The sequence below is a fragment of the Streptosporangium sp. NPDC002721 genome, from assembly GCF_042888905.1.
Lineage (GTDB): Bacteria > Actinomycetota > Actinomycetes > Streptosporangiales > Streptosporangiaceae > Streptosporangium.
Genome location: NZ_JBIAQI010000017.1, coordinates 1 through 11,796 on the forward strand (window position 1 = coordinate 1; position 11,796 = coordinate 11,796).

An 11,796-nucleotide genomic window follows, 5' to 3' on the forward strand; every position below is an offset into this window, starting at 1 on the left:
TCGTCTTGCCGGCTCCGTTGGGACCCACCAACCCGACGACGTGGCCCGCCGGGATGTCGATGGTGCACTCACGCAGCGCCCAGCGCTTGCCGTACTTCCTGCCCAGTGCCTGGGCTTCCAGGACAGCGGTCACGCTATGTCCTCCTGGGAGGTGGTCCGAAAGGTGGTCATGAACAGCGCCTCGATACTTCGTCGGTGCTTCGTCGGTGCTTGTCGGTGCTTGTCGTTGCTTCGTCGGTGCTTGTCGGTGCTTGTCGGTGCCGAGGCCGGGGCCAAAGCCATGGTCACGGCCTCGGCCTCGGTCGCGGTCGCGGTGGCCGTAGCGGTCGCGGCTTCGGAGCGGTGTGATGGCGGGAACGAAATTAGGTGCCGTCCTCGCCGGTGCGCGTCGGCCGTCGTGCCGAGATCGCGTACCTCCCGAGGACGAAGGGTCGCCGGGTCATCCCCGCGATGTACTTCCCGAGGCGACGAGACCCGTCACGACGGCCGATGTGGGAAGGGGCGGCAGGCGTGACAATGTGCCGGTGGAGACCAGTGAACGACCACGGTGGTGGCGGCATGTGCTCGACCTGAACAGCCGGCCGTACGAGGACCACCCGGACCGGCGCGGTGTCCGGGACACGCCGGGGCCCGGTGGCGACGGTCCTCCTAGGCCGTCCCGTGGAGCGCTAGCCGCCGACGCGGTGGTCGCGATCGTCCTGACGGTCGTCGCGGTGACCGTGTCGGTGGTGTATCCGGTGAACGGCCCGGTCTCGGGCCGGCCCGAAGTGATCGAGTACCTGCGGTTCCCGCCTGCCGCCTCGCCCCTGTCGGATCTTCCTGACCTCCCCGATCTCCCGGACCTATCCGACCTCCCGGATCTCCCGGCGGCTCCCGATGCCTCGCCCGCCCCTCCACCGCTTCCCGCCGTCCTGTCCGACAGCTCGCGGCCCTCCTTGGACCATTCGCCCGTCCGGCCGTCCCAGGCCCCGCCCGCGTTCCTCGTGGCGCTGACGACGTTGCCGCTGGCGGTGCGGCGGCGGTACCCGCTCATCGCCTTCTGGGTGGTGCTGCTGGCGGCGCGGGCCACACACACCGACGCCACCTGGATCACCGTGCTGGCCTGCGCCGTGGCCGCGTACGGCGCCGTCGTCCACGGCCGTAACCGGTTCCTGGCGATGGGGGGTCTCGTGCTCGCGGCCGGACTCGCCGGCGCCGGGTTCGGGGACGTCACGCCCGCGCTGCCGAACTGGACGGGGCCGTTCGTCGTCCTGTTGAGCGTCGGCGTCTTCGGGAGCTTCGTCCGTTTCTGGCGGCAGCAGCTGGGAGCCAGCCGGCATCGGCTCGCCGAGCTGCGGCAGGAACAGGCGAACGCCATGCGCAGGGCCGTCGCGGAGGAGCGCTCCCGGATCGCCGCCGAACTCCACGATGTGGTGACCCACAATGTCAGCGTGATGGTGATCCAGGCCGGCGCGGCCCGCAAGATCATGGACGTGGAGCCGGAGCAGTCGAAGCAGGCCTTGCTCGCGATCGAGTCCGGCGGCCGGGCCGCCATGGCCGAACTGCGCAACGTCATGGGTCTGCTCGCCGGTCCGGGCGGCGAGCGTCTCGACGGTCCCTCCGACGGGCTCGAACCCCAGCCGGGACTCGACCGGCTCGACGCCCTGGTGGAACGGGTCCGCGCCGCCGGGGTGCCGGTGAGCGTCGAGGTGTCTCCGCCCGGACCGCTGCCTCCCGGGGTCGACCTCGCCGCCTACCGCGTCGTGCAGGAGGCCCTCACCAACACGATCAAGCACGCGGCCGGGGCCGCCGCGTCCGTGACGATCGGCCATGACGGCGACCGGCTGGAGATCGAGGTGACCGACACCGGCGGGGCACGGAGCGCCGGGCCGCGGGCCGGGAACGGCAGGGGGCTGATCGGGCTGCGCGAGCGGCTCGCCGTCTACGGCGGGACCCTGGACGCCGGACGGACGGCCGAGGGCGGATTCCGGATCAAGGCCCGCGTACCGTGGAGGACGACATGACCGAGCCCCTGCGCGCCGTCATCGCCGACGACCAGGCACTGGTACGCACGGGATTCCGCATGATCCTCGCCGCCGACGGGATCGAGGTGGCGGCCGAGGCCGCCAACGGGGAGGAGGCCGTCGCCGCGGTCCGCCGTACCAGGCCCGACGTCGTGCTCATGGACATCCGGATGCCGCGGATGGACGGCCTCGAAGCCACCCGGCGGATCTGCGCGGGCGGCGCCGAGGACACCCGCGTGCTGATCCTGACCACCTACGACCTCGACCACTACGTGTACGCCGCCCTCGCCGCGGGGGCGAGCGGGTTCCTGCTCAAGGACGTCACCCCCGAACACCTGGTGGCCGCGGTACGCCTGGTGCGCTCGGGCGACGCCCTGCTCGCGCCCACCATCACCCGCCGCCTGGTCGAACGTTTCGCCCGCCGCGACGACGTGAGGCCCGCCCTCCACCGTGACCTGTCCCAGCTGACGCCCCGGGAACTGGACGTGCTGCGCCTGCTCGCCGCCGGACTGAGCAACGCCGAACTCGCCGACCGGCTGACCCTCAGCGTGGCCACGGTGAAGACCCACGTCGCGCGCATCCTGTCCAAGCTCGGCCTGCGCGACCGTGCCCAGGCCGTGGTGGTCGCCTACGAGACCGGCCTGATCTCCCCCGGCGGCGTCCGTTAGGGCGTCCGTCAGCGGGTGGGCGTCCACGACCTCGGGAACCTCCGGCCCCGGGCGCCGGGCGCGGGTGGAGTGTCGCACCAATCAACCTTCAACCCATTTATCCCGGTTTGCGATATTCAATGTAGTTTCAGTGCTTTTGATAGCTAATGTCGGGTATCCCTCCCCTGCTGAGAAAGTGGCGGCCCCGTCGCCCCGGCTCCTGCCGGTGCGACGGACCGCACGGCCAGCGAAGGAGATGACCGCCATGTCCATCAGAATTCGTCAGGCGATCACGGTCGCCGCCGCCGGTGTCGCGATGATCGGCACGATGCACGTGGCCGGCGCGGCCTCGGCCGCCACGGCCCTCAAGAAGGTGGCGGTGACCGATGCCGCCCACCGCGCGGCAACGACGGACACGCTCCAGGCCAAGCCGTGCAACAAGATCCGCGACTGCCGGAGAGGATACAGCGACGGGTTCAGCACCGGGAGCTCCTGCGGGAAGAGCCGGAGCAGCGCCGCTCGCGGTTTCGGGCACTACCAGCGCGGGTTCGACATGGGATTCGAGCGCGCCCGCGACAAGTTCTGCTGACGACCGCTCGACATCGCTCCCTCCGTGCCGTCACCGCGTCGCGCGGTCCGGCCGGAAGCATGCCCGATGCGCGGGAAAACGAGATGAGACCGCCGGGGCTCGCTCGGTAGTCTCATCTCAACGCGCAGGGGCTGAGCACGTGGTGAGCTCACTCGGTTGTAACCCGGACGCTTCGGCTGTGGCGGTTCGACTCCGTCCTCCTGCACGCCTGCATAGCTCAGTCGGTGAGAGCGCCGCACTCATAACGCGGAGGTCCCAGGTTCGAATCCCGGTGCAGGTACGGCCTCGGTGCCGACCGCTCGGGCTGTGGTCCGGTGGCGTACTCACCGGACTCCAGGGGGCACCGGGTGGCGGTGAAGGGGCCGGGAAGGCAGTCCGCGCCGGGAATGAGTAAAGGACGTGTCATAGATTCGGCGCCGGGTCCGTACACCGGTCATTCCTGCGCCACAACAGAGGCTCAGGACCGTCTGACACCGATCCCGAATACGTCTCCGGCTCGCGTCGCGGGGTGGACATCCCGCCGATGAAACGGGCCGGACATGATCCGGCCCATTTCATGCGATCTCGGGCCCCCGTTTCGCGGGCCGCTTCTCGGTACTGCCTGCTCTCTGTTTCGCGGGCCCCTCTCGGGGCTGCTCCTTTGTTTCGCGGGCCGCCCCCGGGTCCGCTCCTCTGTTCCGCGGGCGGGTCCTCGATCCGGGGACCGGCTCACATGTCGATGATCTCGCAGATGACGGCGCCGGCGGCGATGGTCTGGCCCGGGGTGACGCCGAGGTTGGTGATCATGCCTGGTTTGTGGGCGGTGACGGGCTGCTCCATCTTCATGGCCTCGATGACCACCACGAGGTCGCCGGTGTCGACCAGGTCCCCGTCGATCCTGGCGACCATCGCGATGGTGGCCTGCATCGAGCTGACCAGCGCGTCTCCCCCCACGGGGGCCTGCTTGGCCATGCCGCCGCCGCGGCGCGGCGGCTTGGGCGCCGGAGCCGGTGCGGCGGAGCCGAAGCCCGCGGGCATCACCACCTCCAGCCGCCTGCCGCCGACCTCGATGAGCACCTTCTCGCGCGGCTGCGGCACCTCGACGTCGCCGGTTCCCGGGTGGGGCGGGATGGTGTTGTCGAACTCGGTCTCGATCCAGCGGGTGTGGACGGTGAAGGGTTCCGAGGTGAACGCCGGGTCCGCCACGATCGCGCGGTGGAAGGGCAGCACGGTCGGCATCCCCTCGATCTCCAGCTCCGCCAGCGCCCGCCGCGACCTTTCCAGGGCCATCGCGCGGCTCTGCCCGGTCACGATGAGCTTGGCCACGAGCGAGTCGAAGGTCTGCGGGACGGTCATGCCCGCCTCGTAGCCCGCGTCGAGGCGCACTCCGGGCCCCGAGGGGGCGTTCATGCTCGTGATCGTGCCGGGGGCGGGCAGGAAGCCGCGGCCGGCGTCCTCGGCGTTGATCCGGAACTCGATCGAGTGGCCGCGCACCACCGGGTCGGTGTAGCCCAGCGGCTCCCCGTCGGCGACGCGGAACATCTCCCGTACCAGGTCGATGCCCGTCACCTCCTCGGAGACCGGGTGCTCGACCTGAAGGCGGGTGTTGACCTCCAGGAAGGAGATCGTGCCGTCCTGGCCGACCAGGAACTCGCAGGTGCCCGCCCCGACGTAACCCGCCTCCTTCAGGATGGCCTTGGAGCTGGTGTAGAGGATCTCCATCTGCTCGGCGCCGAGGAACGGCGCGGGCGCCTCCTCCACCAGCTTCTGGTGGCGGCGCTGCAGCGAGCAGTCGCGGGTGGACACCACGACCACGGTGCCGTACCTGTCGGCCAGGCACTGGGTCTCCACGTGCCGGGGCCGGTCGAGATAGCGCTCGACGAAGCACTCGCCCCGCCCGAACGCCGTCGTCGCCTCCCGGACGGCGCTGTCGTACAGGTCCGGGATCTCGTCGAGCGTCCTGGCGACCTTCAGCCCGCGGCCGCCGCCGCCGTACGCGGCCTTGATCGCGATGGGCAGCCCGTGCTCTCGCGCGAAGGCGACGACCTCCGCCGCGCCCTGTACGGGCTCCCTGGTGCCCGCCACGAGTGGCGCGCCCACCCTGGCCGCGATGTGCCTGGCCTGGACCTTGTCGCCCAGCGCCGCGATCGCCTCGGGGGGCGGCCCGATCCAGGTGAGCCCCGCGTCGATGACGGCGCGGGCGAAGTCGGCGTTCTCGGCCAGGAAGCCGTAGCCGGGATGCACCGCGTCGGCACCGGAGCTCGCGGCGACCCGCAGCAGCTTGGCGATGTTCAGGTACGTCTCCGCCGGCGACCGGCCGGTCAGCGCGTACGCCTCGTCCGCCATCCTGACGTGCAGCGCGTCCAGATCCTGTTCGGAGTAGACCGCCACGCCGCACAGCCCGGCGTCCCTGCAGGCACGCGCCACCCGTACGGCGATCTCACCGCGATTGGCGATCAGGACCTTCCTCATCACGCGTTCCTCCGTGAACGTGGTGACCGGGTGTGGTTGAGCTTCGTGCCGCGCTCGGGCTCTGTACCGCGCTCGGGCTCTGTACCGCGCTCGGGCTCTGTACCGCGCTCGGGCTTCGTGCCGCGTTCAGACCCTGTGCCGCACACGGTCTCTGCCGTACGGCACGCGGTCCCCGTACAGCGCCCGGTCCCTGTACTGCACCCGGTCGGAGCGCGCCGAGATGGCGATGGCGGTGAGGATCAGCCCCTCGCGGGCCATCCAGCGGCCGCGGAACCCGGTCAGCGGGCGGCCGAACAGGCTTGGCCCGGTCACCAGCAGGCGGGCGAAGAACGTGCCGCGCAGCGGGTCGAACGTCACCGTCGCGCTCTCGAAGTCCAGCCAGCGTTTGGTCAGCGGGAACCACGCCTTGTAGACGGACTCCTTGGCGCTGAAGAGCAGGCGGTCCCAGGAGGGGCCCGGGTGCTCGCGGAACAGGGTCCGGATGGCGTCGCGCTCCTCGGGCTTGGAGATGGCCTCCAGCACCCCGCTGGCGATGCCCTTGTCGGGTTCCGCGTCGATGCCGATCGTGATCCCCTCGCTGCTCGCGCCGACCACGGCCGCGCGGTAACCCGTGCAGTGGGTGATGCTGCCGACCACGCCCTTGGGCCACTGGGGCTCGCCGCGCACACCGGGCAGCACCTGCTGCGGGGGCAGGCCGAGCGCGCCCATGGCCTTTCTGGCGCACATCCGTGCCGTCGCGAACTCGGCGCGCTTCTGCTCCACGGACCTGCTGATCACCTCTGCCTCCGCGGGGAAGAGCATCGCGTCGGCGTGGTCCTCGAAGGTGTCGGCAGCCATTGCCCACGGGGGCAGAATGTTCGCGATCAAAGCTTCGGCGTTCACAATTTCACTGTAGGGAGGCGTTGAACGCAAAAGAATCGTCACGACGCCCTTCTGGGGTCGCTCAGAACTTGATCAGGGGGCGGACGGGGTCATCGGGTCGGCGTGATCAGCGAGGCGTCAATCGCGCGATTGACGGCGTCTATGCGTGAGGCCGCCCCGAGTTTCACGAATATGTTGCGCAGGTGGCGCTTGACCGTGGCTTCCGTGGTGTTGAGCCGGGAGGCTATCTGCCTGTTGCTGAACGCCTGGGCGACCAGTTCGAGCACTTCCCGCTCCTTGGTCGTCAGGACCTCGGTGCGCGCGGTCTCCATCTGGGCGAGGCTCTCCGGGGAGACGACCAGGATGAGGCGATCGGGCTCGTAGTGCACGCTCCTGATCGCCGCGACGAGCTCGTAGCGGTGCACGGTCTTGAGCAGGTAGCCCCGGATGCCGGCGGACAGCAGCTGCCGCAGGAGATGCGGCCCGTCGTACATGCTCAGGATGATGATCTGGGTGGCGGGCGAGATGACACGTGCCCGGGAGACGGTGTGCGTGACCGCGTCGCCGGGGATCTCGACGTCGAGCAGGAGCACGTCGGGACGCTTCTGCGAGACCAGCTCCAGGGCGGTGAAGGAGGTGCCGGCCTCGCCGACGACCACCAGGTCCTCCTGCGCCTCCAGGATCTCTCGCACCCCCTCGCGGAACAGGGCGTGGTCGTCGACTATCGCTATCCGGATGGGGTGATCACTCTTGATCATCGAAGGACCCCGGTAATGGCACGGCGAGATCGATTCGGGTGCCCCGCCCCACTTCGGTGCTTATGGTGACCAGGCCGCCGAGCAGGGCGGCGCGCTCCTGGATGGAGGCCAGCCCGAGGCTGTGGTGCGCGGGAGGAGTGTTGACGTCGAAGCCGCAGCCGTCGTCGATCACCGACGCCCGCAGCTCGTGCGGCGCGATGTCGACCCTGATGTAGATGGCCGACGGCTGCCCGTGCCTGAGCGCGTTGCGTATCGCCTCACTCAGGATCAGCAGGCACTCCTCGCTGATGGCCGGTGTCGCCCAGACCTCGTCACCGTTGACCACCAGCTCCGCCGTCATGTCCTCGACGCCGATCGCCTCGAGGTGCGCGAGCAGCGCCTTCTCCAGGCTCTGGATCGGTTCGCGCGGGTGTAGGTCGGAGGTCAGCTGGCGCAGTCGCCACATGGCCTCCTGGATCGCCTCCTGCACCCGCTCCATCTTGACGACCGCCTGGGCGGGGTCGCTGGTGCGGTACATGACGCAGAGTTCGGCCTGCCGGTGGGCGACGCTGAGGCTCTGCCCGATGCGGTCGTGCAATTCTCTGGCGATGCGCCCGCGCTCGGCCACGTGTGCCTCGTGCACCTTGCTGAGCAGGAATCCGGCGTAACTGGTCGCGGCTTCCCTGATGCGCAGCGAGACGGACTGCTCCAGCGTGGTGACCACGTTCCTGAGCAGGCGGTCAGTCTCGGAGTCGTCCTGGATCCACTTGCTCAGAATGGTGAAAGCCGCGCGGAAGAAGACCGAGGCGGCCAGCAGGGACTCTTTGGGATGGACACCGGTGGCCGCTCTGGTCAGGCCGATATCCCAGGACAGGAAGCGGAACGACTCGTCGGAGTGCGGAAGGCCGTTGTCGAGCGCGGCGGCGATATCGGTCAGGATCTGATTGGCATTCGCCATGACCTGGGCTTTCGCCTGCTCATCCTGGACAAGGACGCTGCCGACGACTTCCAGGTCCTGTTCGTACTTGGCGAGGATATCCGCTCGGCACTCTTCGATAAGAGCAGCTGAGGGACTCTGCGTGTAGGCTACTCCATCTTCGTCTTCCGCCATCCTGCCCCCTGCTTCCCTGCTGCCCCCTGTGTTTCCAGGTTTTCCCCAGATGTTCACATCATGGTTCATGGATGGCAAGTAGGCAACCGACACTCGGTGAACTGGTCAGTCAAGCGGCCGAACCCGAGCCTAACTCAATTATCCCGAGAGCCTTTACTGAATATCTCACAAATAGTCAGTATTTTTATATTGGCAGCAACTCTCCGGTGGCGAATGTGAGGCCGGGCGCAATGCCGCGAACAGCGAACCGCGCACTCGCGGCCGACGCCACGAGCGCGCAGTCCCTGATCAGACGTGTGTCGCACCGGCGTCAGACGTGCGGCACGGCGACGGTGGCCGCCTGCTTGCCGCCCCGCCTGAGGGCGACCCCGACCGCCGACAGGGCCGCGCCCACGGCGGAGGAGTCGACGCCGACACCCCAGACCGTCGCCTCCCCGATCCTGCACTCGGCGTAGACCGCGGTCCCCGCGAGCGCGTCCCCGGCCGCCGGGTCCGCTCCGGCCGTGCGATGCACGGTGCGTACGTCGATGCCCCAGGGGGCGAGCTTGGCGCCGATGGTCCTGGCGTCGTGCTCCCCCGCGCCGTCGAGATGGAGTGTCGCGGCGACCCGCCCGCCGGCGGTGTACGGCTCGCCGACCGTGCCGTCGGAGGAGACGTACTCCCTCTCGAAAAGCTCCCAGACCCGCTCGGGCGAGAGCTCGCTGCCGAGCAGTTCCGCGTTCGACTGGACCGCCGTCGCGAAGTCCCTCTGGAGTTCCTTCGGCAGCCGCATGCCGTACCAGGCGCTCATGACGTAGGCGATGCCGCCCTTGCCCGACTGGGTGGTGATCCGCACGATCGCCTCGTAGGTGCGGCCCACGTCCTTGGGGTCGACCGGCAGGTACGGCATCCGCCACGGCCGCTCGTCGATGCTCACGCCGGCCTCGGCCGCGCCGCGCTCCAGGTCGTCGAAGCCCTTCTTGATCGCGTCCTGGTGGGAGCCGGAGAAGGAGGTGTAGACGAGCTCGCCCCCGTAGGGGTGCCTGGGGTGCACGGGGATCTCGTTGCACCACTCGACGGTGTCGCGGATCCTGTCGATGTCGGAGAAGTCGATACCGGGGTCGACACCGTGGCTGAACATGTTCATCCCCAACGTCACGAGGCAGACGTTGCCGGCGCGCTCGCCGTTGCCGAACAGGCAGCCCTCGATGCGCTGGGCACCGGCCAGGATGGCGAGCTCGGCCGAGGCGACCCCGGTCCCCCGGTCGTTGTGCGGGTGGATGGACAGGCAGACGTGCTCCCGGCGCGACAGGTTCCGGTCGAGCCACTCGATCTGGTCGGCGAAGACCGAGGGCAGCGAACGCTCCACGGTCGTGGGGAAGTTCAGGATTATCGGCCGGTCGGAGGCGGGCTCCCACACGTCCATCACGGCTTCGCAGACCTCCAGGGAGAAGTCGGCCTCGGTCTCGTTGAACAACTCGGGGGAGTACTGGAAACGGAAATTGCCACCACGAAGCTCTTTTTCGGCATATTTCTTCACCAGCTCCGTGCCCCGGACGGCCAGGTCCCTGCACTGCTCCCGGTCCATTCCGAACACCACGCGCCGGAACAGCGGGGCCGTCGCGTTGTAGAGGTGCAGTGTGGCCCTGGGCGCTCCCGACAGCGAGCGGATGGTGCGCTCGATCAGCTCGTCGCGCGCCGGGACCAGAGCCGATATCCAGACGTCGTCCGGGATCCGGTCCTCCTCGATGAGGAGGCGGACGAAGTCGTGGTCGTCCTGGCTGGCGACCGGGAAACCGATCTCGATCTCCTTGTAGCCGATGTCGACCAGAAGTTCGAACATCCGGAGTTTCCTCGCCGGGGACATCGGGTTGGCGAGCGACTGGTTACCGTCTCGGAGGTCGGTGGACAGCCAGCGCGGCGAGGAATTGATCCGCCCGTCGGGCCACGTCCGGTCGGGAAGAACGAGGGGAGTAAAATTGGAATAACGCTCTACAGGCCGGTTCGCGCCCATTCCCCAATCTCCTTCACTGAGATTATCCGACTGCCTCGGATGTTCACCATTACCAAATAGCCATCGAATTCCCCGGTCAAGACGGGTGGTCAGGAGAATTCCCTTCCGCACCGGAAGGATCGCCTCGGGTATCGAAAGTTCGAGCCGGTGCGCCTGACTGATCGTCCCGAAGTGATACATCCGATGTCTGAGTGGGGATGTCGTGTGTGACACTTGGCCGGAACCTGGCGACGATCTGCGACAAGCCCCTGCGGGCAAGCGCTTCCCACGGACGCGTGCCGAACGGGGACACGGCTGGAAACGATCACTCATCGATCTTCGGTTTGGCGGAAGGGCCGACAGTGATGACAACGAGCATCAGTTCCCCCACCGGGTTTCCCCCTCTCCGGCACGTCGTGCTGTGCCTGGTCGAGGCCCGACCCTCCGTACAGTTCAACTTCCTGCTGCGCTTCCTCACCGGGGTGTCGCTGAGTTCCGCCGTCGCCGGTGCGGGCGACCTGGCCAGGACCGCGTGGAGCGCGCTGGCCTGGATACTGGCCGTCTTCGCCGTCTACCTCTACAACGGCGTCACGGACGTGCGCGAGGACCGGCTCAACGGCTCGCGCCGGCCCATAGCGAGGGGGGAGCTGCCGCTGTCCTTCGCCACCGCGGTCGCGGCCGGGTCCGCGGTCTCCGCGGTCGCGCTCGGCCTGGCGCTGGGGCCGGTGAACGCGGGGACGGTCGTCTTCATGCTGGCCCTCGGCTACCTCTACTCCGGTCCGCCCTTCCACCTCAAGCGCAGGACCAGCGGGACGATCGCGATCGGGCTGACGGCCAGCATCCTGACCTACTACGCCGGCGCCCACGCCTACACGGGGGACCTCGGCAGCGGGACGCAGCTGGTGGTCTTCGTCCTGGCCGCCTCGCTGTGGACCGGCCTCGTGGGCACGACGACCAAGGACCTGCCCGACATGGAGGGCGACGCGGCGGCCGGCCGCGTGACATTCGCCGCCGTGCGCGGCGAACGCGCGCTGCGGCCGGCCATCATCGGCGTCTCGCTCGCCCTGCCCGCCGTCGTCACCGGGGGCGTGCTGCTGCTGGGGGATCCGTCGCTGTACCCGCCGGCGGTGGCCATGTGCCTGGGCGGGCTCGCCATCGCCCTGCTCTGCCGCGCCCCGATCCCGCCCGGACCCCGCCGTCGGCGGCCCTACGCCGTCTTCATGGTCACGCAGTACGTGCTGCACGGCTGCGTGATCCTGCCGCAGATCGTGCGCGACTGGCCGTTCGTCTGACACGTGCCACGACCGCGTGAAGCCGCCGCGGACCATGCGCGACTGGCCGTTCGTCTGACACGTGCCACGACCGCGTGAAGCTGCCGTGGACCATGCGTGACTGGCCGCTCGTCCGACACGTGCCACGACCCGT

At 69.0% G+C, this 11,796-nt stretch carries 9 protein-coding genes and 2 tRNA genes; 6 read left to right on the plus strand and 5 right to left on the minus strand.

Annotated features, from left to right (window positions below; translation table 11 throughout):
* The first annotated feature begins 683 nt into the window (after positions 1 to 683).
* The 5 genes from ACFYWM_RS24295 to ACFYWM_RS24315 all read left to right on the plus strand — a co-directional run bounded on the left by ACFYWM_RS24295 (position 684) and on the right by ACFYWM_RS24315 (position 3,519).
* Entirely contained in the window at positions 684 to 2,003 is a 1,320-nt protein-coding gene (locus ACFYWM_RS24295; RefSeq protein ID WP_389917729.1) for a sensor histidine kinase, read from the plus strand.
* Positions 2,000 to 2,671 carry a response regulator gene (locus ACFYWM_RS24300; RefSeq protein WP_389917730.1) on the plus strand — a complete coding sequence of 224 codons (672 nt, stop codon included), beginning with the start codon at positions 2,000 to 2,002 and terminating at the stop codon, positions 2,669 to 2,671. The genes ACFYWM_RS24295 and ACFYWM_RS24300 overlap by 4 nt, the downstream gene beginning before the upstream one ends.
* Before the next feature lie 244 nt (positions 2,672 to 2,915).
* Entirely contained in the window at positions 2,916 to 3,239 is a 324-nt protein-coding gene (locus ACFYWM_RS24305; RefSeq protein WP_389917731.1) for a hypothetical protein, read from the plus strand.
* Between the two features lie 124 nt (positions 3,240 to 3,363).
* A tRNA-Tyr gene (locus tag ACFYWM_RS24310) sits at positions 3,364 to 3,444 on the plus strand.
* 1 nt (position 3,445) lies between these two features.
* Positions 3,446 to 3,519, plus strand: a tRNA-Met gene (locus ACFYWM_RS24315).
* A 428-nt stretch (positions 3,520 to 3,947) separates the two neighbouring features.
* On the opposite strand, the gene ACFYWM_RS24320 is transcribed toward ACFYWM_RS24315, so the two are convergent.
* The 5 genes from ACFYWM_RS24320 to ACFYWM_RS24340 form a co-directional block, all read right to left on the minus strand.
* Positions 3,948 to 5,690 carry an acetyl/propionyl/methylcrotonyl-CoA carboxylase subunit alpha gene (locus ACFYWM_RS24320; protein ID WP_389917732.1) on the minus strand — a complete coding sequence of 581 codons (1,743 nt, stop codon included), beginning with the start codon at positions 5,688 to 5,690 and terminating at the stop codon, positions 3,948 to 3,950.
* Between the two features lie 126 nt (positions 5,691 to 5,816).
* Positions 5,817 to 6,527: a 4'-phosphopantetheinyl transferase gene (locus tag ACFYWM_RS24325; RefSeq protein WP_389917733.1), complete on the minus strand. Its 711-nt coding sequence runs from the start codon at positions 6,525 to 6,527 to the stop codon at positions 5,817 to 5,819.
* A gap of 134 nt (positions 6,528 to 6,661) precedes the next feature.
* Positions 6,662 to 7,309 carry a response regulator gene (locus ACFYWM_RS24330; RefSeq protein ID WP_389917734.1) on the minus strand — a complete coding sequence of 216 codons (648 nt, stop codon included), beginning with the start codon at positions 7,307 to 7,309 and terminating at the stop codon, positions 6,662 to 6,664.
* Complete coding sequence (locus ACFYWM_RS24335) at positions 7,296 to 8,399, minus strand: sensor histidine kinase (protein WP_389917735.1); 1,104 nt, start codon at positions 8,397 to 8,399, stop codon at positions 7,296 to 7,298. Before ACFYWM_RS24335 ends, ACFYWM_RS24330 begins: the two co-directional genes overlap by 14 nt.
* A gap of 310 nt (positions 8,400 to 8,709) precedes the next feature.
* Positions 8,710 to 10,392 (minus strand): 2-isopropylmalate synthase, encoded by a 1,683-nt coding sequence (locus ACFYWM_RS24340; RefSeq protein WP_389917736.1) that lies wholly within the window; start codon positions 10,390 to 10,392, stop codon positions 8,710 to 8,712.
* Positions 10,393 to 10,736: 344 nt separating this feature from the next.
* Between ACFYWM_RS24340 and ACFYWM_RS24345 the strand changes: the two genes are divergently transcribed.
* The gene (locus ACFYWM_RS24345; protein ID WP_389917737.1) at positions 10,737 to 11,663 is read left to right on the plus strand and encodes a UbiA family prenyltransferase; all 927 of its coding nucleotides are present in this window, start codon (positions 10,737 to 10,739) and stop codon (positions 11,661 to 11,663) included.
* Positions 11,664 to 11,796 lie beyond the last annotated feature (133 nt).